The organism is Mesorhizobium metallidurans STM 2683 (assembly GCF_000350085.1).
In the GTDB taxonomy this organism is placed as follows: Bacteria; Pseudomonadota; Alphaproteobacteria; order Rhizobiales; family Rhizobiaceae; genus Mesorhizobium; species Mesorhizobium metallidurans.
Genome location: NZ_CAUM01000131.1, coordinates 1 through 24,166, shown reverse-complemented (window position 1 = coordinate 24,166; position 24,166 = coordinate 1). Strand labels below are relative to the sequence as shown.

The 24,166-nt window shown below is 64.1% G+C and carries 26 protein-coding genes, 1 tRNA gene and 3 pseudogenes; 11 read left to right on the top strand and 19 right to left on the bottom strand.

Annotated elements, in window-relative coordinates; translation table 11 throughout:
• Nucleotides 1-16 precede the first annotated feature (16 nt).
• The gene (locus MESS2_RS21535; protein ID WP_008876564.1) at nt 17-439 is read right to left on the bottom strand and encodes a SpoIIAA family protein; all 423 of its coding nucleotides are present in this window, start codon (nt 437-439) and stop codon (nt 17-19) included.
• A 110-nt stretch (nt 440-549) separates the two neighbouring features.
• On the opposite strand from MESS2_RS21535, the gene MESS2_RS21530 reads away from it, so the two are divergent.
• Both MESS2_RS21530 and MESS2_RS21525 read left to right on the top strand, forming a co-directional pair.
• Nucleotides 550-1,290, top strand: coding sequence for a pyridoxine 5'-phosphate synthase (locus MESS2_RS21530; protein WP_008876563.1), 741 nt, complete (start codon nt 550-552; stop codon nt 1,288-1,290).
• A gap of 103 nt (nt 1,291-1,393) precedes the next feature.
• Nucleotides 1,394-3,313, top strand: coding sequence for a potassium transporter Kup (locus MESS2_RS21525; protein ID WP_008876562.1), 1,920 nt, complete (start codon nt 1,394-1,396; stop codon nt 3,311-3,313).
• Between the two features lie 210 nt (nt 3,314-3,523).
• Here MESS2_RS21525 and MESS2_RS21520 read toward each other — a convergent pair whose 3' ends face one another.
• Entirely contained in the window at nt 3,524-4,417 is an 894-nt protein-coding gene (locus tag MESS2_RS21520) for an SDR family oxidoreductase (protein WP_008876561.1), read from the bottom strand.
• 136 nt (nt 4,418-4,553) lie between these two features.
• On the opposite strand from MESS2_RS21520, the gene MESS2_RS21515 reads away from it, so the two are divergent.
• The gene (locus MESS2_RS21515) at nt 4,554-4,964 is read left to right on the top strand and encodes a winged helix-turn-helix transcriptional regulator (RefSeq protein WP_008876560.1); all 411 of its coding nucleotides are present in this window, start codon (nt 4,554-4,556) and stop codon (nt 4,962-4,964) included.
• A gap of 15 nt (nt 4,965-4,979) precedes the next feature.
• A pseudogene (locus MESS2_RS33465) lies at nt 4,980-5,123 on the top strand (FAD-dependent oxidoreductase); the annotation flags it as partial.
• Between the two features lie 45 nt (nt 5,124-5,168).
• On the opposite strand, the gene MESS2_RS21510 reads toward MESS2_RS33465, so the two are convergent.
• Nucleotides 5,169-5,597 carry an anthrone oxygenase family protein gene (locus MESS2_RS21510; RefSeq protein WP_008876559.1) on the bottom strand — a complete coding sequence of 143 codons (429 nt, stop codon included), beginning with the start codon at nt 5,595-5,597 and terminating at the stop codon, nt 5,169-5,171.
• Between the two features lie 135 nt (nt 5,598-5,732).
• On the opposite strand from MESS2_RS21510, the gene MESS2_RS21505 reads away from it, so the two are divergent.
• Together MESS2_RS21505 and ilvC are read left to right on the top strand one after the other, a co-directional pair.
• On the top strand, nt 5,733-6,392 hold the full coding sequence (locus tag MESS2_RS21505) for a TetR/AcrR family transcriptional regulator (protein ID WP_008876558.1): 660 nt from the start codon (nt 5,733-5,735) through the stop codon (nt 6,390-6,392).
• Between the two features lie 126 nt (nt 6,393-6,518).
• Nucleotides 6,519-7,538, top strand: coding sequence for a ketol-acid reductoisomerase (gene ilvC / locus MESS2_RS21500; RefSeq protein WP_008876557.1), 1,020 nt, complete (start codon nt 6,519-6,521; stop codon nt 7,536-7,538).
• A gap of 60 nt (nt 7,539-7,598) precedes the next feature.
• Here the strand turns inward: ilvC and MESS2_RS21495 are convergent, their stop codons facing one another.
• A complete protein-coding gene (locus tag MESS2_RS21495; RefSeq protein ID WP_008876555.1) occupies nt 7,599-7,883 on the bottom strand; it encodes a PilZ domain-containing protein in 285 nt (94 codons plus the stop codon).
• 183 nt (nt 7,884-8,066) lie between these two features.
• Nucleotides 8,067-8,642, bottom strand: a complete 576-nt coding sequence (locus MESS2_RS21490) for a BA14K family protein (protein ID WP_008876554.1) — start codon at nt 8,640-8,642, stop codon at nt 8,067-8,069.
• A 195-nt stretch (nt 8,643-8,837) separates the two neighbouring features.
• Between MESS2_RS21490 and MESS2_RS21485 the strand changes: the two genes are divergently transcribed.
• Nucleotides 8,838-9,950, top strand: coding sequence for an endonuclease/exonuclease/phosphatase family protein (locus tag MESS2_RS21485; protein ID WP_008876553.1), 1,113 nt, complete (start codon nt 8,838-8,840; stop codon nt 9,948-9,950).
• Nucleotides 9,951-9,961: 11 nt separating this feature from the next.
• Nucleotides 9,962-10,678 carry a hypothetical protein gene (locus tag MESS2_RS21480; RefSeq protein WP_008876552.1) on the top strand — a complete coding sequence of 239 codons (717 nt, stop codon included), beginning with the start codon at nt 9,962-9,964 and terminating at the stop codon, nt 10,676-10,678.
• Between the two features lie 15 nt (nt 10,679-10,693).
• Here the strand turns inward: MESS2_RS21480 and MESS2_RS21475 are convergent, their stop codons facing one another.
• The 4 genes from MESS2_RS21475 to MESS2_RS21460 all read right to left on the bottom strand — a co-directional run bounded on the left by MESS2_RS21475 (nt 10,694) and on the right by MESS2_RS21460 (nt 14,275).
• Complete coding sequence (locus MESS2_RS21475; protein ID WP_008876551.1) at nt 10,694-10,936, bottom strand: hypothetical protein; 243 nt, start codon at nt 10,934-10,936, stop codon at nt 10,694-10,696.
• A 115-nt stretch (nt 10,937-11,051) separates the two neighbouring features.
• Nucleotides 11,052-12,269, bottom strand: coding sequence for an ABC transporter permease (locus MESS2_RS21470; RefSeq protein ID WP_040593672.1), 1,218 nt, complete (start codon nt 12,267-12,269; stop codon nt 11,052-11,054).
• A 1-nt stretch (nt 12,270) separates the two neighbouring features.
• Nucleotides 12,271-12,978, bottom strand: a complete 708-nt coding sequence (locus tag MESS2_RS21465) for an ABC transporter ATP-binding protein (protein ID WP_040593670.1) — start codon at nt 12,976-12,978, stop codon at nt 12,271-12,273.
• A 4-nt stretch (nt 12,979-12,982) separates the two neighbouring features.
• A complete protein-coding gene (locus MESS2_RS21460) occupies nt 12,983-14,275 on the bottom strand; it encodes an efflux RND transporter periplasmic adaptor subunit (RefSeq protein WP_008876550.1) in 1,293 nt (430 codons plus the stop codon).
• A 113-nt stretch (nt 14,276-14,388) separates the two neighbouring features.
• Between MESS2_RS21460 and MESS2_RS21455 the strand changes: the two genes are divergently transcribed.
• Both MESS2_RS21455 and MESS2_RS21450 read left to right on the top strand, forming a co-directional pair.
• Complete coding sequence (locus MESS2_RS21455) at nt 14,389-15,300, top strand: PhzF family phenazine biosynthesis protein (protein ID WP_040593668.1); 912 nt, start codon at nt 14,389-14,391, stop codon at nt 15,298-15,300.
• A 107-nt stretch (nt 15,301-15,407) separates the two neighbouring features.
• Nucleotides 15,408-15,483 (top strand) — tRNA-Lys (locus MESS2_RS21450).
• A 91-nt stretch (nt 15,484-15,574) separates the two neighbouring features.
• Here MESS2_RS21450 and MESS2_RS21445 read toward each other — a convergent pair.
• Nucleotides 15,575-15,787 carry a hypothetical protein gene (locus MESS2_RS21445; RefSeq protein WP_008876547.1) on the bottom strand — a complete coding sequence of 71 codons (213 nt, stop codon included), beginning with the start codon at nt 15,785-15,787 and terminating at the stop codon, nt 15,575-15,577.
• Nucleotides 15,788-16,106: 319 nt separating this feature from the next.
• Nucleotides 16,107-16,871: a class I SAM-dependent methyltransferase gene (locus MESS2_RS21435; RefSeq protein ID WP_008876545.1), complete on the bottom strand. Its 765-nt coding sequence runs from the start codon at nt 16,869-16,871 to the stop codon at nt 16,107-16,109.
• A gap of 173 nt (nt 16,872-17,044) precedes the next feature.
• On the opposite strand from MESS2_RS21435, the gene MESS2_RS21430 reads away from it, so the two are divergent.
• Nucleotides 17,045-17,614, top strand: a complete 570-nt coding sequence (locus tag MESS2_RS21430) for an N-acetylmuramidase family protein (protein WP_008876544.1) — start codon at nt 17,045-17,047, stop codon at nt 17,612-17,614.
• A gap of 33 nt (nt 17,615-17,647) precedes the next feature.
• Here the strand turns inward: MESS2_RS21430 and cobT are convergent, their stop codons facing one another.
• From cobT to MESS2_RS21390, 8 genes and pseudogenes are all read right to left on the bottom strand, one after another.
• Nucleotides 17,648-18,658: a nicotinate-nucleotide--dimethylbenzimidazole phosphoribosyltransferase gene (cobT, locus tag MESS2_RS21425; RefSeq protein ID WP_008876543.1), complete on the bottom strand. Its 1,011-nt coding sequence runs from the start codon at nt 18,656-18,658 to the stop codon at nt 17,648-17,650.
• 24 nt (nt 18,659-18,682) lie between these two features.
• A complete protein-coding gene (locus tag MESS2_RS21420; protein ID WP_008876542.1) occupies nt 18,683-19,456 on the bottom strand; it encodes an adenosylcobinamide-GDP ribazoletransferase in 774 nt (257 codons plus the stop codon).
• Nucleotides 19,457-19,459: 3 nt separating this feature from the next.
• Nucleotides 19,460-20,809: a cobyrinic acid a,c-diamide synthase CobB gene (locus tag MESS2_RS21415; RefSeq protein WP_008876541.1), complete on the bottom strand. Its 1,350-nt coding sequence runs from the start codon at nt 20,807-20,809 to the stop codon at nt 19,460-19,462.
• Nucleotides 20,806-21,618: a uroporphyrinogen-III C-methyltransferase gene (cobA, locus tag MESS2_RS21410; RefSeq protein ID WP_008876540.1), complete on the bottom strand. Its 813-nt coding sequence runs from the start codon at nt 21,616-21,618 to the stop codon at nt 20,806-20,808. The genes MESS2_RS21415 and cobA overlap by 4 nt, the downstream gene beginning before the upstream one ends.
• Nucleotides 21,615-22,379, bottom strand: a complete 765-nt coding sequence (cobM, locus tag MESS2_RS21405; protein WP_008876539.1) for a precorrin-4 C(11)-methyltransferase — start codon at nt 22,377-22,379, stop codon at nt 21,615-21,617. Before cobM ends, cobA begins: the two co-directional genes overlap by 4 nt.
• A pseudogene (locus MESS2_RS34165) lies at nt 22,376-22,537 on the bottom strand (cobalamin biosynthesis protein); the annotation flags it as partial. The gene cobM and the pseudogene MESS2_RS34165, both read right to left, overlap by 4 nt.
• Nucleotides 22,538-22,780: 243 nt before the next feature.
• Nucleotides 22,781-22,918, bottom strand: a pseudogene (locus MESS2_RS34160) (cobalamin biosynthesis protein); the annotation flags it as partial.
• The gene (locus MESS2_RS21390; protein ID WP_008876537.1) at nt 22,918-24,147 is read right to left on the bottom strand and encodes a bifunctional cobalt-precorrin-7 (C(5))-methyltransferase/cobalt-precorrin-6B (C(15))-methyltransferase; all 1,230 of its coding nucleotides are present in this window, start codon (nt 24,145-24,147) and stop codon (nt 22,918-22,920) included. The pseudogene MESS2_RS34160 and the gene MESS2_RS21390, both read right to left, overlap by 1 nt.
• Between the last annotated feature and the right edge of the window lie 19 nt (nt 24,148-24,166).

Here is a 24,166-nt window from a genome sequence, read left to right as displayed (position 1 = left end):
CGATCCCGCGTCACCATCACGATCCTGCTGGCATCACCGGCGGACTGATCGGCTTGGCAGCCAGCCATTCCCAGGCGGCCGCTTCGTCCTCGGCCTCGAAATGCCGGAATTCGATCGGCACGGAGGCGGGCAGTATGGCTTGTGCGCCCGGTATCCAGTCTGGCTCGCCGACTGCCGCACAGCGGCCGATATGCGCCACGGCATCGGCCGTGCCCTGTTCGATCGTCTCGTCCGACACGTCGGCCCAGTCGACGCCGTCATGGTCGACCAGACGCACCAGCACGTCTATCCTGTTGTGCAGCGCATAAGCCGCCTCCAGCAACCCGAACAAATTCTCCGCGTCGGCGGCCGTGACATGGCCGACGACATCGACTGCGAAAAGATCGGCGCGGTTGGTGTCGATGCGGCGGATGGCCGGCACCTCATCGAGAAAATTCACGGAACCTCCTTCGGTGGACGCAATGGTTCACCTTGGAACACCGAAAACCCCCTGTCTGTTCCCGTCAAAGACGCTATAGATGCGCGCCAAGATTAGACCGGATCCGAAAAATGCCCGCAAAGCTCTCCGTCAACCTCAACGCCATCGCCATGCTGCGCAACCGGCGCGACCTGCCATGGCCAAGCGTGATCGGGCTCGGGCGCCTTGCCCTTGCGGCGGGCGCGCATGGGCTGACGGTGCATCCGCGGCCCGACGAGCGGCACACCAGGCAATCCGACCTGCCGGAGATCAGGGCGCTGATCGACGACGAGTTTCCCAGGGCGGAATTCAACATCGAGGGCTATCCGAGCGAGGATTTCCTGGCGCTGGTGGAAAGGCACCAGCCGGAGCAGGTGACGCTGGTGCCCGACGATCCCGCCCAAGCCACCTCCGACCACGGCTGGAACTTCGTCGCCGATGCCCCGTTCCTCACTCCGATCGTCAAGCGCCTGAAAAAGGGAGGCTTTCGCGTGTCGCTGTTTTCCGATTCGGAGCCGGATGGCATGAGAGCCGCGCGTGACACCGGGGCCGACCGTATCGAGCTCTACACCGGCCCCTATGGCAGCTATCATTCCGATTCGGCAAAGGCCGCGAAAGAGCTGGAAAGACTGGGAAAAACCGCGGATGCCGCGCTTGCCGCCGGGCTGCAGGTCAATGCCGGGCACGATCTGGTGGTGGCGAACCTCCCGGCATTGGGCAAGCGCATCCCGGCCTTGGCCGAAGTATCGATCGGGCACGGGTTGACAGCCGACGCATTGGAGTATGGCATGGCCGGCACGGTCGGGCGGTTCCTGAAGGCCTGCGGGTGGTAGAGTTGGCAGCTTTGCGTTACCCGCATGGAAGCGATTACGCGGCGGCACTTGATATTGCATCGCAGCAAGCGTAGAGCACCGCGCGCTTATCGGAGTGTCGTCCATGGCCCTTGCCAACACTGGTAGTGAGGCAGAAACCGTCGAACAATCGAGCCATCCTGAGATCGAGCAGCACAGCACCAAGGTTCTGATGCTGGGCGCGCTCGGCGTGGTCTACGGCGATATCGGCACCAGCCCGATCTATGCGTTCCGCGAGGCGTTGCGTGCGTCGGCAGGCGGCAATGTCGCCGAGCGCGGCGACATTCTTGGCGTGCTGTCGCTGATCATCTGGTCGCTGACCATTATCGTCACCATCAAATACATCATGTTCGTGCTCAGGGCCGACAATCGCGGCGAGGGCGGCGTGCTGTCGCTGATGGCGCTGGCGCGCGGCAGTTTTCCGACCCGCTCGGCAGTGATACTCGGCATAGGCATCGTCGGCGCTTCCCTGTTTTTCGGCGACGCCGTGATCACGCCGGCCATCTCGGTGCTTTCCGCGGTCGAGGGCATGAACGTCGTTACACCGGCGTTCCAGCCTTATGTGGTGCCGCTGACGCTGGTCATCCTGGCGATCCTGTTTTCGGTGCAGCGATTCGGCACCGGCGGCGTCGCGCTGATCTTCGGCCCGATCACCGCGGTCTGGTTCCTGGCCATCGGCTTGTCGGGCATCAACCAGATCATCGACGACCCTGAAATCCTGCTGGCCATCAGCCCGCACTATATCGTCGCCTTCCTGATCAATTCGCCAGACGTTGCTTTCGTGACGATCGGCGCCATTTTCCTCGCCGTCACCGGCGCGGAGGCGCTCTATGCCGATCTCGGCCATTTCGGCCGCAAGCCGATCGTGCTCGCCTGGCTGGCGATCGTGTTCCCTTGCCTGCTGCTCAACTATGTCGGCCAGGGCGCCTTCGTGCTGGCCAATGGCGGTGTCGTCGGCCATCCCTTCTTCGAGATGAACGAGGGCTGGACGCTGCTGCCGATGGTGGTGCTGGCGACGGCGGCGACGGTGATCGCCAGCCAGGCGGTGATCTCAGGCGCTTTCTCGCTGACCAGACAGGCGGTGCAGCTCAACATGCTGCCGCGGCTGGAAATCCTGCACACTTCGGAAAGACAATCCGGCCAGATCTACATGCCGCGCGTCAACCTGCTGCTGGCGCTGGTGGTGATGCTGCTGGTCGTGGGCTTCGGTGAATCCAGCAGGCTGGCCTCGGCCTACGGCATTTCGGTGACCGGCAACATGCTGGTGACGACGGTGCTGCTCTACGTCATCATGACCCGCATCTGGAAATGGCAGCTCTGGCTGGCGGCGAGCCTGACGGCATTGTTCTTGTTCATCGATGTCGGCTTCTTTGCCTCCAACATCGTCAAGGTATTCGAAGGCGGCTGGGCGTCGCTGGCGGTGGCCTTCACGGTCGTGCTGGCCATGTGGACCTGGGTGCGCGGCAGCCGCTATCTGTTCGACAAGACCCGCCGCAACGAGATCCCGCTCGATTTCCTTGCCGGCAATCTGTTGAAGAAGAAGCCGCAGCTCGTGTCCGGCACGGCCGTGTTCCTGACCAGCGATCCGCTCAGCGCGCCGACCGCGCTGATGCACAGCCTGAAGCACTACAAGGTGCTGCACGAGCAGAATGTCATCCTGTCGGTGGTGACGGCGCCGCAGCCTATCGTGCCCGACAGCGAGCGGGTCAAGATGGAGACGCTCAACGATCTGTTCATGCGGGTGACGCTGACGTTCGGCTATATGGAGCAGCCCAACATCCCGCGTGCGCTGGCGATCTGCCGCAAGCAGGGCTGGAAGTTCGATATCATGACGACATCGTTCTTCCTGTCGCGGCGTTCGCTCAAGGCGTCGCCCAATTCCGGCATGCCGGTGTGGCAGGACAAGCTGTTCATCGGACTGGCGCGCACGGCGGCGGATGCGACGGAGTATTTCCAGATCCCGACAGGACGCGTGGTGGAGATCGGCACGCAGGTGGCAATTTAGCTGCGGCGCGGAATATTAAGCCGCTCTGTTTGCGATCCTTCGCGCCGCCCTCTGTCCTGCCGGACATCTCCCCCTCAAGGGGGGAGATCGGCAGCTTCCACGCTTCGCCAACCTTCCGGCGCCAGTAATTGGCGAAAGCCGAAGTGACATCCAATCTCCCTCCTTGAGGGGGAGATGCCCGGCAGCGCTGTCCCGCCGGCTTCTCAAGGTTCAGCCAACCAGCGCCGCCTTGTTCGCCTCGATGAACTGTTTCAGCGATTGCGGCTTTTTGCCCGACAGTGTTTCGATCGCGTCGGTGACCATGTTGATGCGGCCGGAGCGCGTGTTGGTGTCGAAGGAAACGATGATGGGGGCGAAGCCTTCGGGAACGCCTGCTGCTTTCAGCCCCTCGGTCAGGGCTTCGTCCGAAAGCTGGACGACCTCGATGGGCTTGCCAGTGACGTCGGTCACAAGGGCCGCGATCTCGGCCACCGTATAGGCCCGCGGACCGGTCAGCGTGTATGTCGCGCTGTCTGTCGCGCCCGAAGCGAGGCCGGCGGCGATCGCGGCGGCCATGTCGTCGCGGGCGCCATGGGCGATGCGGCCGTCGGCGGCGGATGTGTACCAGTGCCCCGAGGCAATGGCGTGCGGCAACGACATGAACAGGTTCTCCTGATACCAGCCGTTGCGGAAGATCGTATAGGGGATGCCGCTCGCCTTGATCGCTTGCTCAGTACCGTAGTGGTCGCCGGCAAACAGCACCGGCGAGACCGGCTCCGGATTGGGCATCGAGGTGTAGAGCAGATGTGAGACGCCTGCTTCCTTGGCCGCGGCGACCGCCGTCTCATGCTGTTTCAGGCGCTTGCCGTTTTTGAGGTCAAGTTCGCCGGTCGAGATGATCAGAACCCTGTCTGCGCCCTTGAAGGCGCTGGTGAGTGAGGCTGTGTCGTCGAAGTCCGCGGTCCTGATGGCGACGCCACGCGCCGCCAGGTCGGCAAGGTTTTCCGGATTACGGGTGGTGGCGATGACGCGGGCAGGCGCAACCTTTAGCGTGTCCAGCAGATGATGGATGACGGCGCGGCCAAGCTGGCCGGAAGCGCCGGTGACGAGAAGGGTTTCGGTCATGGGGAGGTCCTGTCTTTGCGCCGAGGCGGCGATTGCCTATATGGTCTCAAAAAGAGAGCAGCACTAAAATAGGAATTGACCGACCCTCGTAAAGAAGGCAGTTTTGTGGGAGGTAGGCACACGCAAGGAACCAGCGATGGACGGCAATATCTTCACCCTCGAATCGAAGATCGAGATCTATAAGGCCATGGCCGATGCCGGCGCCAGCTTTGCCGATTGTCCCGTTCGCGATGTGATCCAGGGCATCAGCGGCAAATGGAGTTCGCTGCTGGTGATGGCGCTGTCGGAGAAGCCCTATCGCTTCGGCCAGTTGCGGCGGCTGGCCCCCGACATCTCGCAGCGCATGCTGACCCAGACGCTGCACGATCTGCAGCGCGACGGCTACGTCCATCGCGAGGTGTTTCCAACCAAACCGCCAAGCGTCGAGTACAGCCTCACCGATCTCGGACGCTCGATGTTCGGCCCATTGCATGAGTTGATCGAGTGGGCCGAACTCAATCATGGCGCGGTGCGCGCCGCGCGTGCCGCCTTTGACGCCCAGGCCTGACCCTTCGGAAACCTGTTCGTCCGCGACAGGCTGGTGGCGGTGGCCAGAATTCCGCCGGCGCCGAAGGTTCTAGCCTCAATGGTGGCGGGAACCGTGATTGATCCGTTCGGGCGGATCGGGTTTGTGGAAGCGTCGTGGTCAGACCGCTCCGGCCAATGACGAGAATGCCATCGATGGTGGATCGGCAGGCAAATCAGCGTAACGTCAGGCGCTGCCCGCGAATGCCAGTACCGCCAGCACGCCAAGCGCTACGCGAACCAAGTGGAAATTGCCCCATTTGACGATCAGGCTCCGGGCTTGCGGATTGGCGACGGCCGCATCCATCGCCTCCAGCAGCCGATTTGTCGGCATCATCACGATCAGCGTCCATGGCCACGGCAGGATGATCAGTATCGCGCCAATCAGATGGGCAAGAGTACCAGTCTGCCACCAGGCAATGACGCCGAGAATACAGGCGACAATTGCAATCGACGCCTGCATGGCGGCGCCGCGTTTGTAGGAGGGCTGCCACTCCTGCAGCAGCAGCGCCCGGTCATCGAGCCGAAGGCGCGCCGGTTGTTCGGCGACGCTGACATAGACGGCGGCGCCCGCGAAGGCGGCGGCGACGGCCAAGGCGAGCAATCCTGCGAGCATCCCGATACTCGGCGATAAACGTCCGCATAGCGGACCAATATAGAAAATAGGACTTGCACCGGCTCGGACAATACGCCATAGAAGTGCCGAACCGTAACGTACGGTACGCAAGACTCCGCAAGGCAGGAAGAATTGTTGCAGGCAAGCGCCGACTTCGACACCAGTGAAGCGCTGACGGAGCGGCAGCAGGCCGTGCTCGACGCTGCCCTTCGCCTGCTGGTCGAGGATGGCGATAACCTGACCATGACCGCGGTGGCGCGCCGCGCAAGCTGCTCCAAGGAAACTCTGTACAAATGGTTCGGCGACCGTGATGGGCTGTTGACCGCGACGGTGCAATGGCAGGCCTCCAAGGTGCGGGTGGTGCCGGTCGATGGCAAGGGGCTCGACCTCGCCTCGTTGACGGCGAGCCTGGAGCGCTTTGCCGCTGACTGGCTCAAGGTGATTTCGAGCGACACGTCGATCGCGCTCAACCGGGTGGCGGTCGGCCACGCCGGTTCGGGAAAGGACGATCTCGGCGCCATCGTGCTGGAGAATGGCCGTTTCGCGCTGGCAAGGCGCCTGAAGCCGGTGCTGGAAGCAGGCCGGCAAGCCGGGCTGCTCGACTTTTCGGACGCCGAAACGGCGTTCCGCACCTTTTTCGGGCTGGTCGCCCGCGACGTGCAGATACGCCTGCTGCTCGGCGACCGGCTGGGATTGACTGCTGCGGCGATCGGCGGCGATGCCGTCCGGGCTACGCAGCAGTTTCTCGCTCTTTATGGAGCAAAAACCGGGCCGCAGGCCCCTAGAGCCGGATGATTTCAGGTCAAGTCGACCTGAAATCTGAATCCGGCTCTACACCTAGAGATGGAGCATGATGTCGTCCGAAAACCGCTTCACACTTTTCGGCATCATGCTCTGAATTCAAAACGGGAAGGAAGAAAGATGCGTGTCTATTACGATCGCGATGCCGATCTCAATCTGATCAAGGGCAAGAAGGTCGCCATCATCGGCTATGGCAGCCAGGGCAGGGCGCATGCGCTCAACCTCAAGGATTCCGGCGCCAAGGACATCGCCATCGGCCTCAAGGCCGGCTCGGCGACCGCCAAGAAGGTCGAGGCCGACGGGCTCAAGGTGATGAGCGTGGCGGACGCCGCCAAATGGGCCGACCTGATGATGATGGCGACGCCTGACGAATTGCAGGCCGACATCTACAAGAACGAGATCGCGCCGAATATCCGCGATGGCGCGGCGATCGCCTTTGCCCACGGCCTCAACGTGCATTTTGGCCTGATCGAGCCGAAGGCCTCGGTCGACGTCGTCATGATCGCGCCGAAAGGTCCCGGCCACACGGTGCGCGGCGAATACCAGAAGGGCGGCGGCGTGCCGTGCCTTGTCGCGGTCAATCAGGACGCTTCGGGCAATGCGCTCGATCTGGCTCTGTCCTACGCCTGCGGCGTTGGCGGCGGCCGTTCGGGCATCATCGAGACCAATTTCCGCGAGGAATGCGAGACCGACCTGTTCGGCGAACAGGTGGTGCTGTGCGGCGGTCTGGTCGAGTTGATCCGCGCCGGCTTCGAGACGCTGGTGGAAGCCGGCTATGCACCGGAAATGGCCTATTTCGAGTGCCTGCACGAGGTCAAGCTGATCGTCGACCTGATCTATGAGGGGGGCATCGCCAACATGAATTATTCGATCTCGAACACCGCCGAATGGGGCGAATATGTTTCGGGCCCACGCATCATCACCGCCGACACCAAGGCCGAGATGAAGCGCGTGCTGAAGGATATCCAGACCGGCAAGTTCACCTCGGAATGGATGCAGGAATACCGCGCCGGCATGTCGCGCTTCAAGGGCATCCGCCGCAACAACGACAGCCACCAGATCGAGGAAGTCGGCGCCAAGCTGCGCGCGATGATGCCGTGGATTTCGAAGAACAAGCTGGTCGACAAGGCGAAGAATTAATTCGCAATTTCATCATTGTGCAGGAAGAAGCCGGCGGTACGCTCCGCCGGCTTCTCCATTTCAGCCGTAATGCCAGGAAGGCTTTGGTTCGGTGCCGGTGAACATCACGCCGATGCGGTTCTCGCGGCGCCAGCGGACCACCGCCTTGTAGGCGATGCCGTCGACCGGCACATAGAGCAGGAATTCGTCGGGTACGCGTGCATCGGGCGAAACTTTCAGTTCCGCGCCTTCGGCATGCATGTTGCGCACCATGCATTTGACCTCGGAATTGGTCACGCCGGTCAGGATCGTCGCGCCCTTCAGCACGCGCTGCCGGTGTTTGTCCCTGTGCTCGTCTTCGGCCATCGCGAGTAATCCCCGGGCGATCGTCGCATACCAGACGGTGCGATCGGCACGATAATTAGGTCCGTCTGATAAAGATCGCGTTATCATCGGCGGCGGCGTCGCGATTTCGCGGTCTGACAGATCTCGAACGAAGAACGGCGCCGCAAGGTGCGACGCCGTCCTGGAATTCACCGGTCGCCCGGCTCAGCTGTAGGGCGACCAGCACTGCTGACGCGGACCGCCATAAGGCTGGAACGTGTTGTCCCAGGCGCGATACGAGCGGTAGCGATTGTAGCACCACCGGACGTGAGCGCTGGACCCTGCACGATAGTAGCGGCGCGGCGCCGGCGCATCGTAGTAGTTATAGTTGTTATACATGCTGCCGAGGCCGAGTCCCAGGCCAAGGCCAAGAATCGCAGCGCCCGCACCATCGTCGTAGTAGCCACCGCGGCGGCGATGATTGCGCCAACGCCAGTCATCCCCGCGATTCCAGTTTCTACGGTTCCAGTCTCGGCGGTTCCAGTTGCCGCGGTCCCAATTGCCCGACCTAGAGAAATGGCGGCCGTCATTGCGACGCCATTGCCATTCGTTGTCGAAGCGCCGGTCGTTGCCACCCGCCCAGCCGTCGCGGACAGGCGTGATCGTCGGCGCAGCGGTGCTGGCGGGAATAGAGAGGTCCGGCTGCATGAATGGTCCGGCGGCGGACGGTGCGGTGATGCCGGAGATCAGACCCAAGGCTATCAGCCCGGATTTCACCGTGGAAGAAAAGAGCGAGTTCATTGCACTCTCCAAGAGATTTCAGGCCCCACGCCCAGAATACCCCGGGGAAGAGCCTCATTGATGGACCTTTCCATCTGAACGGAGGATGAACGGAAAAGGTTCCCTCAACCATGACGGGAATGCCATCGGGATCAATCTGCGCTGGTGGTCCTGCGACCTTGTTTTCTCCCGTGCTTGCAGGCAAAGGTCACGGCCATGACGCTGCGCCTCGCCACATTCAATGTCGAAAACCTGATGAACAGGTTCGATTTTTCCGGATACCGCAACCAGCTCAACGAAGATCGCACGCTGGCGCTTTTCGATATCCAGAGCGAGGCCGAATACAGGACGCTGGAACAGGCGCGCGCCATCGCGCAATCCGACGATACGCGACAATTGACGGCGCTGGCGATCGCCGCCACCCGGGCCGATATCATCTGCATGCAGGAAGTCGATAACATCGAGGCGCTTAAGGCCTTCGAATATGGCTATCTGTTCAAGATGGTGGGGCAGGGCTACCGGCAGAAATATACCACCGCTGGCAATGATTCGCGCGGCATCGACGTTGCCGTGATGATGCGCAACGAGACGGCGCAAGGCCAGCCGATCGAGTTCGTACGGATGACCAGCCATGCCTATGTCACGTTCGAGCAGTTCGGCCTGTACACGCCGGAACTGGCCGCGCTGGGATACCAGGCCAACGAGCGCATCTTCCGGCGCGACTGCCTGGAAGTCGACCTGAGGGTGGGCGGCGTGCCGCTGACGCTCTATCTCGTGCATTTCAAGTCGATGGGTTCGCCCCGCAACGGCCTCGACGGCCGCGAGGCGACGATGCCGCTGCGCATCGCCGAGGCGCAAGCGGTGCGCCGCATCATCGAGGAACGTTTTGGCGGGGATCATGCCGCCGACAAGCGCTGGGCGATCTGCGGCGACATGAACGATTACCGGCAGCGCGTGAAGATTGCCGGCGATGCCGTCGACGGTTATCGTTTCGAGGTGATCAACGAGAGCCAGTCCTGTCTCAACACGCTCACCGCCGGCGGCTTTTGCGAGAACGCGGTCGAGCGGCGACCCGAAATGGATCGCTGGACCTTCTACCACACGCGCGGACCGGAAGAGCGGCATCTCTGCCAGCTCGATTATATCCTGCTGTCGAAGGCGCTGGCGGCCAAGAACGCGACGGCCGTTCCCGACATCATCCGCAACGGCCAGCCCTGGCGCACGATATTTCCGGCCGGTCAGGAGGTGGACCGTTTTCCACGCGCCGGCTGGGACCGGCCGAAAGCGTCCGACCATTGCCCCGTCGCGATCGCCCTGGACATAGTCTGAGGATCGCTCCGTTGAGCTTCGACCTGCCGCGCAATGTCATCCTGCCGGTCGATGCGGTCGACGTTCGGCTCGACCCCGGTCCGCATCCTTTCGAACGCGACAACCGCCAGGCGATCGCCGAGAACTGGCGGCGTGAGGTGCGAGCGAACCCGGCGCTGTTCGACGGCACGGTGGTGCTGCTGTCTGCGCTCGCCTACCGCGACAGCCGGCTGGTCGGGCGCTGCCATGCGGTGAAATACTCGACCTTCATGCTGTGGCGGCAGAACCGCCAGGGAACCGGCGCCGAGCACGCCTATGCGCATGCCATGCTGGTCGCCGGCGACAACGCGCTGGTGGCGATCCGCATGGGCGCGCACACGGTCAATGCCGGCCGCGTCTATTTCGCTGCCGGTTCGTTTGAGCCGGTCGATTTCCGCGACGGGCTTGTCGACGCCGACTTCAATATGATCCGCGAGGTGGGCGAGGAGACCGGAATCGATCTGTCGGGTGCCGCGCGCGGCCAACGCTACCACGCACTATCCACGCCGAGCGGCACGGTGATCTTCCGCCGTTATAGGATTGTCGAGCCGGCCGGCGAGATCGCGCGGCGCATCTCAGCTTTCGTTGCCGCCGAAGCCGAACCGGAGATCGAGGGGCCGGTGATCATCCGCCATGCCGCCGATCTGCCGGAAGGGCTGATGGGGCACATGAAGCCGCTAATCGAGTGGCATTTTGCTGGCAAGGATTAACGTTGCTGGCAAGGATTAGCGACGCGTTTTGCCTGCTACGGCTTTGCGATCGCTGCGGGCAGCCACCAGGAACAGTATGACGCCGAGACCCAGCAAGGCCCCCATCGCCATTCCCATCGTCTGCCCGATAACCTGCTGGAAATCGGCGGTGACGCGATCGGGATTTTCCATGCCATAGCTGGCCAGGTACCACCAGAGACCTGCCAAGGCGGCCTCAACGACCACCATCGCCAGAATCAGGCGCTCTTTCTTGCTCATATTACCCATCCCCCCGGCTCCCCGGGGAGGACACTAGCATCGTAGATTGCGCGGCGACAGGGAGCAGGCGGAGGCACCCAGAAAAAGTCAGGCCCCCGAAGGCGGCTCCCCGCTCCTATTCATGCCTGAGCGCGTCGATCGGATCGAGCCTGGCGCCGCGCAGCGCCGGGAAGAAGCCGAACACCATGCCGATCAGCGCCGAGAAGCCGACGGCAAGCAGAATGACCGCCGGGCTTGGCGCGAACGGTATGGTCAGCGTCACCGAGGCGAGGCCGGCGAGCGCCAGGCCGATCAGGATGCCGATAATGCCGCCGAGCAGCGAAAGCACCGTCGCCTCGACCAGGAACTGGATCAGGATGTGCTTTTCATGCGCGCCGATGGCCAGCCTGATGCCGATCTCGCGGGTGCGTTCGGTAACCGACACAAGCATGATGTTCATGATGCCGATGCCGCCGACCAGCAGGCTGACGCCGGCGACGGCGCCAAGCATCCCGGTCATGGTGGTGGTGGCACTGGCCATGGCGTCGGCGATCTGGGTCATGTCACGGATCGAGAAATCGTCCTCGCGGTCGGGCGTGATGCGGCGCGTGTCGCGCAATATGTCCTCGACGCGCGGCTGCAATTCGGTGGTCGGCGTCCTGTCGTCGGCGGCGACATAGATGTTGTCGACGTCGCGGTTGCCGGCGATGCGGCGCTGATATGCATGCAGAGGCATCAAGACGACGTTGTCCTGATCCTGGCCGAAGCCGGTATAGCCCTTCGGCTCGAGCAGGCCGATGATCTTGCAGGAAGTGCGGTTGACGCGGATGATCTCGCCCTCGGGGTCGCCGGCGCCGAAGAACTGCTGGCGCACCGTTTCGCCGATCAGGCAGACGCCGGTGCCCGAGCGAGTTTCGGAATCGCTGAACGGGCGGCCCGAAACCAGCTTCCAGTCGCGCGCATCGAGATAGGCGCTGTCGGTGCCGGTGATGCCGGACGTCAGGCTCTCGGTGCCGAAAATGACGCGCACCTGCTTTTGCGAGGCCGGCGAAATGGCGCTGGCCCCGGTCAGGTGGGCGACGAGCGCCGCAACGTCCTTTTCGGCAAGCGGACGGACCACTTGGTCGAGCCCTCCCGGTCCCCCGGGGCCGGCCGGGCGGCCGGAGCGGACGACAAGCAGATTGCTGCCGAGCTTGGCAATGTCGGACTTGACCTTCTCGGTGGTGCCGGAGCCGATGGTGAGCATGGCGATGACGGCGGCGACGCCGATGACGATGCCGAGCAGGGTCAGGAACGAGCGCAGCACATTGCGGCGTACGGACAACAGCGAGAGGCGGACGGTTTCCCAGATCAAATCAGGCCACCTCGAAGTTCATGCCATCGGAGGCGACGTGGCCGTCGAGGAAGCGGATCGTGCGCTCGGCGTAGCCGGCGACGTCGGCCTCGTGGGTGACCATGGCGATGGTGAGGCCAAGCTCGGTGTTGAGCCGCGTCAAGAGTTCCATGATCTCGTGCGTGCGGGCGGTGTCGAGATTGCCGGTCGGCTCGTCGGCGACAAGCAGGGTCGGCCTGGTGACGATGGCGCGCGCGATCGCCACGCGCTGCTGCTGGCCGCCGGAAAGCTCGGCCGGCGTGTGGTGCTCGCGGCCGACAAGGCCGACCTCGGCCAGCGCCTTCATCGCAAGGTCGTGGCGGTCACGGGCGCCGACGCCGCGATAGATCAGCGGCAGTTCGACGTTCTCCACCGCCGTGGTGCGCGGCAGGAGGTTGTAGCCCTGGAAGACGAAGCCGACATAGAGGTTGCGCAGCATGGCGCGGCGGTTGCGGTCGAGGCGGCCGGCATCGATGCCCATGAAATTGTAGGTTCCGGCCGTCGGCGTGTCGAGGCAGCCGATGATGTTCATCGCCGTCGACTTGCCCGAGCCGGACGGACCCATGATGGCGACGAACTCGCCACGACGGATGGCAAGATCGACACCGGCCAGCGCATGGACCTTGGCCTCGCCCTGGCCATAACTCTTCCAGACCTTGTCGAAGCTGATGAGGGTCGCGCCCGACGCCATGGTCTCAGCTCCGCTGCGAGGCGGTGATGATTTGAGCGCCCTCGTCGAGGCCCGAAATGATCTCGGTCAGTTCGCCGTCGGTCGAGCCGGTCTTGACGTTGACCGGACGCGGCCGCCCGTTCTCCAGGACGTAGAGCGTGCGCGAACCGTCGGTGGGCGTCGTCGTCGCCTGGCGCTGGCGATTGCCGCCCGGCCTTCCCATGCGGCCGGTGAACAGGTCCCCCAGGCTCCACGCGCGGGCGGTGGAGGCCGCTGGCGGCCGGTAGCGAAACGCGGTGGCCGGCACGGTGAGCACGCCCTTGGCCTGCCTGGTGACGACCGAAACGGTGGCGGTCATGCCGGGCCGCAGCAGAAGCTCGTTATTGTCGACTTCGAGCCGCGCATCGTAGGTGACGACGCCGTCGGTGGTGACCGAAGCATAGGAGATGTCGCGGATCTCGGCATCGAACGGCCGTTCCGGGAAAGCATCGACGGTGAAGCGCGCCTGCTGGCCGGTCCTGACCGCACCGATGTCGGCCTCGTCGACCGCCGCCTTCAATTCCATGTTTCTGAGGTCGGCGGCGATGATGAACAGCACCGGCGCTTGCAGCGACGAGGCGACCGTCTGGCCAGGATCGACCGAGCGCGTCAAGACAATGCCGTCGATGGGGGCATAGATGGTGCTCTTGGCAAGGTCTGTCTGCTGTGCCTTGAGGTCGGCATTGGCGATGGCGAGATTGGCCTCGGCGCTGTCGAGCGCCGCCTTGGAGCGGTCGCGCGTGGCGGTCGCCGCTTCAAGCGACTGGTCCGTCGCCATGCCGCGCTTGGTGAGTGCCGCCGCGCGCACAAGCGCCTTTTCGTTTTCGCGCAACGTAACGGTAGCGTCCTCGACATTGGCCGCCGCCGCCTTGGCGGAAGCCTCGGCGCGCTCGATCTGCACCTCCAGCTTGGCGGTGTCGAGCGCGGCCAGCACGTCGCCCTTCTTCACCTGCTGGTTCTCCTCGACCGAGACCGAGCGGACGACGCCCGACAGTTCGCTGGAAATGTCGACCTGGGTGAGAGGCTGCAGCGTGCCGGTCGCAGAAACCGCGACAGTGAGGTCGGCGACAGCGGCAGGCACTGTCGTGTAGTCGATCTTGGCGGGAGACCCGGCATACCATTGATAGCCGGTGAAGCCGGCGGCGATGACGATCAGCGCCAGCAGGCCATAAAGCCAGAAGCGCCGGCGTTTCTTCTTAAGACCGTTCCGGTCAAGTCCGAGCGCCGTCTCGATGGAGGAAGTGGATTCCACATTTGGCAGATTGACAATCTGGTCCACGCCGGACCCCTATAAGCCTGAGATGTCCCCATCAGTGCACAGATCAGGCCTGATGGTTCAAATTTCAAATTAAATTTCGCTCATGTTTGGATTGAGGCGGAGGACTTTTGTACATGCAGCCGCGCAATTACTTGCTTTACGATGTGTTTACGACCGATCAACTGGCCGGCAATCCGCTGGCTGTCGTGCTCGACAGCAAAGGGCTGGACACATCGGCGATGCAGGCCATTGCGCGCGAGTTCAATCTCTCCGAAACCGTCTTCGTGCTGCCTCCCGACAATGCCAAACACCGCAATCGTATCCGCATTTTCACGCCCGACTATGAAATGCCTTTCGCAGGCCATCCAACCGTAGGCTCGGCGATCGCGCTCGCCGAAATGGCCGGAGACGGCAACGCCGCCGGCATCTTCGTGCTGGAGGAAAACATCGGCCCGGTGCGCTGCGCCGTCAGCAAGCACGACGGCGCCACCTTCGCCGAGTTCGACCTGGCGAAACTGCCGGAACCGCTGAAGCTCGCCGCCGATCCGGAAGCGATCGGCGCCGCGCTTGGCCTCGCGCCGCACGAAATCGGCTTCGAGAACCACCGCGTCTCATTCTGGTCGGCTGGCGTGCCCTATGTGACCATCCCCGTCGCCGACCTGGAGGCGGCGGCCCGGGTAAGGCTGGACAACCAGGTTTGGTCGGAACTGGCGCCGCGCAAGAGCGAATGGGCGTTCGCCAGCCCCTATGTCTATTGCCGCGAGACGGTGAACCACGGCAGCGCCTTCCATGTGCGCATGATCGTGCCGGGCAATCCCTCCTATGAGGATCCGGCAACCGGTTCGGCGGCCGCCGCTTTTGCAGGTGCTGTCATGCATTTCGACCGCCCGACGGATGGTGTGTCGCAGCTCTGGATCGAACAGGGGCTGGAGATGGGCCGGCCGTCGCGCATCCGCCTCGAACTCAATGTTGAGGGAGGCAAGCTTGCGGCCGCCCGCATCGGGGGTCATGCCGTGAAGGTGGCGGAGGGCAGGCTGTTCGTCTGACCCTGTGCGGCACTTCGGCGATTTGTCGGGAAATGAATCCGGCAGGGCTGGACATGACTGGTATCGGCGGCTATATGCCCGCCGACGCCGGTTTTTACCGGCCGAGTGGGTGCGTAGCTCAGTTGGTAGAGCAGCTGACTCTTAATCAGCGGGTCCACAGTTCAATCCTGTGCGCACCCACCAAAGATTTCAAAGACTTAGGTGGAAAGACCCCGTGAACACACCGGGAACGTGAGCCGGTCATGAGACCGGCTCACGGCTCACGTGAGCTTTTTCAAGCTGCGACCCTCGGCCGGCCGAGTTTGGCGCCGGCTTTTTTCAATCGTTCCTTGCCCAAGTGCAGCAGCGTCACGCAGGCGTCGTTCAGCGCCAGATGCTGCACCGGTTCGGCCTCGACCCTGATATAGATCAGCACGTCGAGTATGCCCTCGATTTCGCAGAAGCAGAGTTCAATGCCGTTCCTGTCCAATTCCTCGTCTTGTGTCACTCGTTTGGTTCCCGTGCAAGCGGTTGGGGATCGCCGCGGAAGACGCTCCTTACGGGGCGGACTTGATCGTCCAATCCTACACGGTCGGCACTACGCTATACCTTTATGTCAATGGCGTTTTGGTGGCATCCGGGCCGATCTCGGGCGGGGCGATCAATGCAACCGCTGTCCTCATGCGACTTGGTGCCTCTGCCGCTGCGGTTCCTGCCGGGTTCTTTAATGGACACATATTTGGCATGGTCCATCGCGTTGGCGAGCAGACAACTGACATGCGCGATGCTGACTACGCTTGGGCGTTGAGCCAGTTGCCGGTTTGAGGTCATGTCTGTTGGGCGTGCTTGGACGCCACGAACACCTTTTCGCCGCGAGTGAGCGCATGCTTGTGTACGTGTGGTTCGACCGCAGTGAATTCGCTCAATGCAAACCCGGCATCCGCAATCCTGGCGCGGATGTCGGAACCGAAATAGCGCACATGGTCGAACTGCCCGTAATGCAGCGCCCGGTCCTGCGGGCTGGCAACGGCGCTGTTTTCGTAGGTTTCCGGCCATCCTTCGATAACCGGCGTCATCAGGAGGGCGATCCCGCCAGGTGTAAGAATCCGGTGCATTTCCCGGAGCGCTTTCCGATCATCCACATGCTCTAACACATGCGAGCAGATGACCAGATCGAAGGAATTGTCGGGCAGATCGATGGCCTCGATGTTCAACACGATTTCGGCTAGCGAGGCGTAAAGATCGGCCGTGACGTATTTCGAAACAACAGGCTTGATGAAGCTGGTCACCGCCGTCTCGGGTGCGAAATGTAGCGCGGTTTTTGACACGACACGCTCTTTATTGTCATCGAACCACTTCTTCAGAAGGCGGTGGCGCTCCAGGGAGTTGCATTGTGGGCACCTCGCATCGAGCCGGGACGGGAATCCAAAGGCTTTAAAATTCCCGACATACCCGCAAACGTTGCACTCCCGCACGCTTGAACGGGTGCGCATGAGCCTGGCCGTAAGCATCGCCTCTCTGTAGAGCGCCGCGTGCTTCTGAATTGCGGGCGGCATCGCCTTGTAGACCGACAGCAGTAATTTGCTAGCCATCCCCGTCCCCCCTCGTCTTGGACCAGATTTCGCTCAGACTTTCTTCCCGCAATTTCTTCCCCATCACGGGGGTAAATCCCCTCAACCTGCTCGCAAGGGCGGAAAGGAACCGCCGTAACTCTACACCCCGCCAGCGGCCGTATCCTGCCCCGCAACCAGTGGAGCGGCAGGGCATGAACACCTCATTCAAAGGCGCAGCGAAACGTCTGGACGACCTCGACCTGCCGAAACTGGGTGCTGCGATCGGCGTCGGCGAAGACGAGATCCACGCCTTCCTCGACGTCGAGACCAGCGGCCACGGCTTCGACGCCCAGGGCAGGCCGATCATCCTGTTCGAGCCGCATGTGTTTTTCCGCAATCTCTCCGGCGCCAAGCGCGCCGAGGCCGTGGCGCAGGGGTTGGCCTATGCGAAGTGGGGCGAGAAGCCCTATCCCAGGGACAGCTATCCGCGGTTGAAGCAGGCCTGCGCGATCGACGAGACGGCCGCGCTCAAATCCGTCGTGGGGCTCGGCCAGGTGCTCGGCGAGAATTTTGCCGCGGCCGGCTACGCCAGCGTGCAGGCGATGGTCGAGGCGATGATGGCCGACGAGGAGCTGCAGCTCGCCGCGTCGATCAGCTTCATCAAGACCAACAAGCTGGACGACAATCTGCGCGCCCACGATTGGGCGGGTTTCGCCTTGGGCTACAACGGCAAGGGCTACAAAAAGAACAGCTACGACACCCGGAACAGGGTGAGAACGTGAGACTGGTTTTTCAGTCTCACGTAAGCTTTGCGTTTACTTCTCCGACACACCGGCCTCCGCAAAGCTTGCCATGCGGGCGTGGCATTCGAGCGCCGAGCGGACGATGTTGACGGCGAGGCAGGCGCCGGAGCCTTCGCCGAGCCGCATGCCGAGATCGAGCAGCGGCGGCAGGCCGAGCGCCTCCAGCAGGCGGCGATGGCCGGATTCGGCCGAGACATGGGCGGCAATGGTGTGGGCGAGGCCGGTGAGGTGCAGCCTTGCAAGGGGTGCTGCGGCGGCGGTGCAGACGAAGCCGTCGAGCAGCACCGGCACATTGTTGTGGCGCGCGGCCAGCGTCGCGCCGAAAATGGCGGCGAGTTCGCGCCCGCCAAGCGTGGCCGCGATCTTCAGCGGGTCGGCAAGCGCGTCGGCATGGCGCTTCAGGCCGGCTTCGATGGCGGTGACCTTGCGCTTCAGGCCGGCATCGTCGACGCCGGTGCCACGCCCGGTCCATTTTTCCGCGCCGCCGCCGAACAGACCGGCCGAAATGGCCGCCGCCGGCGTGGTGTTGCCGATGCCCATCTCGCCGAAGCAGACGAGGTCGATATCTCCGGTCACGGCGCCGTAGCCGGCCGACACGGCGGCGAGGAAGGCTTTTTCGTCCATCGCCGGTTCTTGGGTGAAGTCCCCGGTCGGGTGATCAAGGTCGAGAGGAATGACGTCGAGATCGGCGCCGGCGATGCGGGCAAGCTGGTTGATGGCAGCACCGCCGCCGGCGAAGTTCGCCACCATCTGCACGGTGACTTCCGAGGGGAAGGCCGACACGCCCTGCGCGGTGACGCCATGGTTGCCGGCAAAGACGAAGACTTTCACGCGGTCAAGCTTCGGCATGTCGCGACCCTGCCAGCGCGCCAGCCAGGCGGCTATGGTTTCCAGCCGGCCGAGGCTGCCCTGCGGCTTGGTCAGCGTATCCTGGCGGCGGGCAACGGCATTGGCCGCGGCGTCGCTGCCGGCAGGCAAGTCGAGGCAGGCCGCGCGCAGTTCATCAAGCGATTTGAAGGGCATGGGGGCAAAATCTCCGAAAGAGAGTCAGGATAGGGAAACGGAAGCGACGAGCAGGATGGCGATCTCGCCAAGCTGCTGCAGCGCGCCGACCGTATCGCCGGTCTGGCCGCCGATCTGGTTGAGGCACAGCGCACGAAAGGCTGCGAACAGGAAGCCAAGCAGGACAAGCGCGACGACCGCGCCACCGATCCCAAGCGCCAGCAGCGCGAGCGCACCAAGTGCTGCGCCGAGAGCAGCAGTTTCGGATGAGACGGCGCCCGCACCGGCCGAGAGGCCATCGCCGCGGGCTGGCGGCAACAAAAGCATGAAGGCGCCCAGCAGGCCACGCGAGCCGGCATGGGCTGCGACGAGAGCGAAAAGCATTTGCGCTGATGTGGCGAATTCCGAGAGCACGCTCCAGCGGATCAGCAGCGACAGGCCGAGCGCGCAAGCGCCGTAAGCGCCGATGCGGCTATCGCGCATGATCTCCAGCTTTTTCTCACGCGTTTTGCCGCCGCCAAAGCCGTCGGCGACATCCGAAAGCCCGTCCTCATGCAGGCAGCCGGTGGCGAGCAGGGTGGAGGCGAGGGAAAGGGCAGCAGCGGGGCCTGCGGCGAGGCCGAGTTTTATCCCGACGGCGTAGACCACGGCGCCAATCAGGGCGACGGCGAGACCGGTAATGGGCGCTGCCCAGATGGCGCTGGCCAAGCTGCGGTCACGAAAGTCGAAAACCGGCAGCGGCAGACGGGTGAAGAAGACGAGGCAGAGCGCGATGTCGTCGAGCGCCTGCCGGGGTGAGGGGATCTGGAGTTTGAACATGATCTATTCCGAAAACCGGTTCCCACTTTTCGGGATCATGCTCGCCCCCCTCGCAATGGCATGGAAGAAGGTGCCGCTGACTTTGCCGCGCCGGTAGCCCGAGGCGCCGAGCGGATTGCCCTGGCCGTCGGCGAGATCGGCGAGCGGCTCGTCATTGCCGGTGGCGGTCATCTGCGCATAGTGGAATTCATGGCCGCGGATCAGCGTGCCCTCGGCTCCCAGCGGGCAATCGGCGCGCAACCGCGCCTCGCGATAGCCGAGATTCATCTTGCGTTTGGCGAAGCTGGTCGAGTGGCCGAGCAGGCCGAGCATTTTGTGTGCCTCGCCCTCGGCATCTTCCAGCGTTTCGCCCAGCACCATGAAGCCGCCGCACTCGCCATGCACCGGTTTCGTTGCCGAAAACGCCCCCATGCCTGCCCTGAAATTCGCGGCGTTCGCGAGCCGCCCGGCATGAAGCTCGGGATAACCGCCGGGCAGCCAGCAGACGTCGCAATCCGCGGCCGGCGCCTGGTCGGCGAGCGGCGAGAACGGGACGATTTCCGCGCCGGCCTTGCGCCAATGCGTGGCGACATGCGGATAGAGAAAGGTAAAGGCGGCGTCCTGCGCCAAGGCGATGCGCTGGCCGGGCGGCGGCAATGCATCGCCGAAATCGCCCGGTGCCGGCGCGAATGGTGCAGCCAGCGCCATGATGGCATCGAGGTCGAGCGATTGTTCGACCATGTCGGCAAGGCGGTCGAGATGGGCCATCAGGTTCTGGTTTTCGCCAGCCTGAACGAGGCCGAGATGGCGTTCCGGCAGGTTCAGCGAGGGATCGCGCAGGATCGCGCCGACCACCGGCAGGCCGATCGCTTCGATGGCTTCGCCGCAGAGCCGACGGTGGCGTTCACTGCCCAGCCGGTTCAGCACGACGCCGGCCATGCGCACGTCGGGGTCATAGGTGGCAAAGCCCTTGGCGACGGCTGCCGCCGTGGTCGACTGGCCGGAAACATCGAGCACCAGCAGCACCGGCAGGCCGTAGAGCCGCGCGAGGTCGGCGGCCGAGCCGGAGCGGCCTGGAGCAGCGGGTATGCCGTCGAACAGGCCCATTGCGCTTTCGAGGAAGATGAAATCGGCATCCTCGGTGGCGTTGCCTGCCAGTGCATTGAGCAAGGCAGGCGACATCGCCCAGCTATCCAGATTGACGCCGTCCAGACCTGTGGCGGCGGTGTGGAAGCCGGGATCGATATAGTCGGGGCCGGACTTGGCGCCGCGCACCTTCAAGCCGCGCCGGGCGAGCGCGCGCAAGATGCCGATGGTGACGCTGGTCTTGCCCGAGCCGGAGCGCGGCGCGCCTATGATGATGGCGCGGGTCATGCTTCGCCCGCCAGTGCCGCGCGCATGGCAACGATACCGCCGACGACGATCAGCGCGGGTGAGGTCAAGCCGGCAACCGCAGCCTCTTCGGCAATGGTGGCGAGCGTGGCGACAACGATGCGCTCCTGCGGCGTCGTGGCGGCGACGATCACCGCGGCGGGCGTCGATGGCGCCAGACCTCCTTCGAGCATGGAGGCAGCGATGACAGGCAGATTGGCCATGCCCATATAGACGACGACCGGCTGGCCGGTGCGGGCGATCGCCGCCCAGTCGAGATCGTCATCGGTGCCGGCGGCGTGGCCGGTCGCCAGGATGACGGCCTTGTTGATGCCGCGCATGGTGGCCGGGATACCCGTAGCCGCAAGCGCGCTCAGGCCCGAGGTCAGGCCGGGCAGGACGCGGAACGGGATATTTTGGCGGGCCAGCGCCAGTGCCTCTTCGCCACCACGGCCGAAAATATAGGGATCGCCGCCCTTCAGCCGGACGACACGGCGGCCCTCGCGCGCCAGCCGCACCAGCAGCGCGGTGATGTCGTCCTGCTTCATCGATGGCCGGCCGCCGCGCTTGCCGGCAAAGAACAGCTCGGCGCCCTCGGCGACGGCAACGACATCGGGCGAGACCAGCGCGTCATAGACCAGCGCATCCGCCTCTGCCAACGCCGCCAGCACTTCCAGCGTCAGGCAGCCGGGATCGCCGGGGCCGGCGCCTGCCAGCCAGACATGGCCCGGCCCCAGACTACGCGGCTTGAAGTTCAGACGCGCGAGCGCCTGTTCGAGCCTTTCGCCGTTTTCCTTGGTACTGCCGCTCACAATCCGTCCCGTCCGCGAAAACGCCGCTGGTAGTGGGCGTCGTAAAGTGAACTCTCGCCGAACCCTTCCGCCGCCAGCGAGCGGCCGACGAAGATGATCGCCGTGCGCTCCATCGGATCGGCGGCGAGCTGCGCCTCGATCGTCGCCAGCATGCCGGTCAGCACGCGCTCGTCCGGCCATGAGGCGCGGAAGACCACCGCCACCGGGCAATCGGCGCCATAGAGCGGCGTCAGCTCGGCGACGACACGGTCGATGGCGTGGATGGCAAGATGAATGGCGAGCGTGGCGCCGGTGCGGCCGAAGCCGGCCAGCGTCTCGCCGGGCGGCATCTTCGACGCGCGCCCGGAGATGCGGGTCAGCACCAGGCTTTGCGCGATTTCGGGAATGGTCAGCTCGCGGCGCAGCGCTGCCGCGGCGGCGGCGAAGGAGGGCACGCCCGGTGTCAGCGTGTAGGGAATGGCGTGCTTTTCCAGCCGGCGGATCTGCTCGGCCACGGCGCTCCAGACGGAGAGGTCGCCGGAATGCAGGCGAGCGACATCGTGGCCGTCCCTGTGGGCGGCCAGATATTCCGCTTCGATCTCGTCGAGCGACATCGGCGCGGTGTCGATTATTTTTGTCCTTGGCGCACAGTGCTGCAACAGCTCCGGCGCGACGATCGAGCCGGCATAGAGGCAGACCGGACAGCTGGCCAGCAGTCGGCTGCCACGCAAGGTGATGAGGTCGGCGGCGCCCGGACCAGCGCCGATGAAATGAACGGTCATGGCGTATCTCCGCTGATGGCGATGGCGCAGGTGACCGGGCCGAACACAGTGCGCGGCCCGAGCAATTTCGCCCCGGCGCCGGCTGCTGCGAGGGCGGAGGCTTCGGATACCGAGGGTGTGCCGGCAAGACGCTGCGAGAGATCGGAATGGCTGAGCAAAGGGGCCTCCTCATCCGGCCCTTCGGGCCACCTTCTCCCCGCTGGGGAGAAGAGGCTTGCGCCAGCGGTGGCAATCTCCTCTTCGCTCGGGGGTCCGAAGGACGGGCGAGACACGTGGCTCGCCCCGGAATGGTCGGCCGAGCGAAGCGGAGGCCGGGTGAGGGGGAGCGACGGTTCGGAGCCAGCAACATCAACCACTATGACCGGGAGGCCGAGTTCACGACCGACAGCGAAAATGGCCTCTTCGTTGCGTTTGAATTCGGTCGTCGCCAACGCAGACAGTGCAGTCATCGCCAGGCCGTGCGCTTCCAGCGCGGTTTCCACCGCCGCAAGCACTTCGCCTGCGCTCACGCCCTTCCGGCTGCCGATGCCCGCGACCATCAAGGCTTCACCCAGCTCCATTGGGTGACCGGCATGGCAGGCCGCCAGGCCTGCATCGAGCCGACGGGCGAGGCGCGGATTATGGCTATGCGGGCCAGATCGCCGCCGAGTTTGGTGTGCTGGGCGAGAAGCAGGGCCTCCATCTCCAGCGTCACGGCATTGGCGACCAATCGGCCGCCGGAGGGCAGCGCCTTGATGGCCGCACTCAGCACGCCGGTATCGCTGCCGCCGCCGCCGATGAAGATCGCATCTGGCTGGTCAAGCTTGGCCAGCGCCTTGGGCGCGGCACCTTCGACGATGACGAGGCCGGGAACGCCGCAGGCGGCGGCGTTGCGGCCGATGCGGGCGGCGCGGGTCGGCTCGGCCTCGATGGCGATGGCGCGCAAGGAAGGGTGCGCCAGCATCCACTCGATGCCGACCGAGCCCGAGCCGGCGCCGATGTCCCATAGCAGTTCGCCGCGCCTGGGCGCTAATGCCGACAACGTCATGGCGCGAATCTCGCGCTTGGTAATCTGCCCGTCATGCTCGAACAAATGGTCGGCCAGCCCCGATGTCAGCGGCAGGATTCGTGCATCCGGAGCCGTGTCAACTTCAATCGCGAGCACGTTGAGCGGGTTGCTGTTTTCGAGGTCGAAAGCGTTGGCCAGAGCGCTCCGCAGCTTTTCGTTCGGGCCGCCCAGCGCTTCAAGAACCGTCAGCCTTGAGCTGCCGAAGTCAAGTTCGGTCAGCAGCCGCGCAATTGCCACCGGCGCGTCGCCATCCGAGGTCAGGGCAAGGATGCGGTTGCCCGGGTGCAGCAGGGGCCGGATCAGGTCGAGCGGCCGGCCGTGCAGGGAGATGGTTTCGATGTCCTGCAGCGCCCAGCCGAGGCGGGCGGCAGCCAGTGAAATGGCCGAGGGCGCCGGAATGACGTGCATCTCCTGCGCGTCGACCTGCCGGGCGAGGGTGACGCCGACACCGTGGAAGAACGGATCGCCGGAGGCCAGCACGCAGACGCGCCGGCCGGCAAGCGCCAGCACGTCAGCCATCCCGGCATCGAAGGGAGCCGGCCATGGGCGCGGCTCGCCCTTGGCGACGGAAGCCACCAGCGCTAGATGCCGCTTGCCGCCGAAGATGAACTCGGCCCCGGCGATCCGCCGCTTGGCCTCGTCGCCGAGACCCGCTAAACCGTCCTCGCCGATGCCGACGATGGTTAGCCATTGAGGTGTTGGCCGTTTGGTTTTTGACATGCCGCGCCGCCCCTCATCC

Bases quoted from the DNA above. Each gene is read 5' to 3' on its own strand.
- MESS2_RS21510 (WP_008876559.1), bottom strand. From the start codon at position 5,597: ATGCTCGCAGGATTGCTCGCCTTGGCCGTCGCCGCCGCCTTCGCGGGC.
- MESS2_RS21415 (WP_008876541.1), bottom strand. From the start codon at position 20,809: ATGACCCGCGCCATCATCATAGGCGCGCCGCGCTCCGGCTCGGGCAAG.
- MESS2_RS21495 (WP_008876555.1), bottom strand. From the start codon at position 7,883: ATGGCCGAAGACGAGCACAGGGACAAACACCGGCAGCGCGTGCTGAAG.
- cobM (WP_008876539.1), bottom strand. From the start codon at position 22,379: ATGACCGTTCATTTCATCGGCGCTGGTCCGGGCGCCGCCGACCTCATC.
- MESS2_RS21530 (WP_008876563.1), top strand. From the start codon at position 550: ATGCCCGCAAAGCTCTCCGTCAACCTCAACGCCATCGCCATGCTGCGC.
- MESS2_RS21525 (WP_008876562.1), top strand. From the start codon at position 1,394: ATGGCCCTTGCCAACACTGGTAGTGAGGCAGAAACCGTCGAACAATCG.
- cobT (WP_008876543.1), bottom strand. From the start codon at position 18,658: ATGCCCTTCAAATCGCTTGATGAACTGCGCGCGGCCTGCCTCGACTTG.
- MESS2_RS21390 (WP_008876537.1), bottom strand. From the start codon at position 24,147: ATGTCAAAAACCAAACGGCCAACACCTCAATGGCTAACCATCGTCGGC.
- MESS2_RS21455 (WP_040593668.1), top strand. From the start codon at position 14,389: ATGCAGCCGCGCAATTACTTGCTTTACGATGTGTTTACGACCGATCAA.
- MESS2_RS21485 (WP_008876553.1), top strand. From the start codon at position 8,838: ATGACGCTGCGCCTCGCCACATTCAATGTCGAAAACCTGATGAACAGG.
- MESS2_RS21435 (WP_008876545.1), bottom strand. From the start codon at position 16,871: ATGGCTAGCAAATTACTGCTGTCGGTCTACAAGGCGATGCCGCCCGCA.
- MESS2_RS21420 (WP_008876542.1), bottom strand. From the start codon at position 19,456: ATGTTCAAACTCCAGATCCCCTCACCCCGGCAGGCGCTCGACGACATC.
- MESS2_RS21520 (WP_008876561.1), bottom strand. From the start codon at position 4,417: ATGACCGAAACCCTTCTCGTCACCGGCGCTTCCGGCCAGCTTGGCCGC.
- MESS2_RS21515 (WP_008876560.1), top strand. From the start codon at position 4,554: ATGGACGGCAATATCTTCACCCTCGAATCGAAGATCGAGATCTATAAG.
- MESS2_RS21475 (WP_008876551.1), bottom strand. From the start codon at position 10,936: ATGAGCAAGAAAGAGCGCCTGATTCTGGCGATGGTGGTCGTTGAGGCC.
- MESS2_RS21430 (WP_008876544.1), top strand. From the start codon at position 17,045: ATGAACACCTCATTCAAAGGCGCAGCGAAACGTCTGGACGACCTCGAC.
- MESS2_RS21465 (WP_040593670.1), bottom strand. From the start codon at position 12,978: ATGGCGTCGGGCGCGACCCTCATCAGCTTCGACAAGGTCTGGAAGAGT.
- MESS2_RS21490 (WP_008876554.1), bottom strand. From the start codon at position 8,642: ATGAACTCGCTCTTTTCTTCCACGGTGAAATCCGGGCTGATAGCCTTG.
- ilvC (WP_008876557.1), top strand. From the start codon at position 6,519: ATGCGTGTCTATTACGATCGCGATGCCGATCTCAATCTGATCAAGGGC.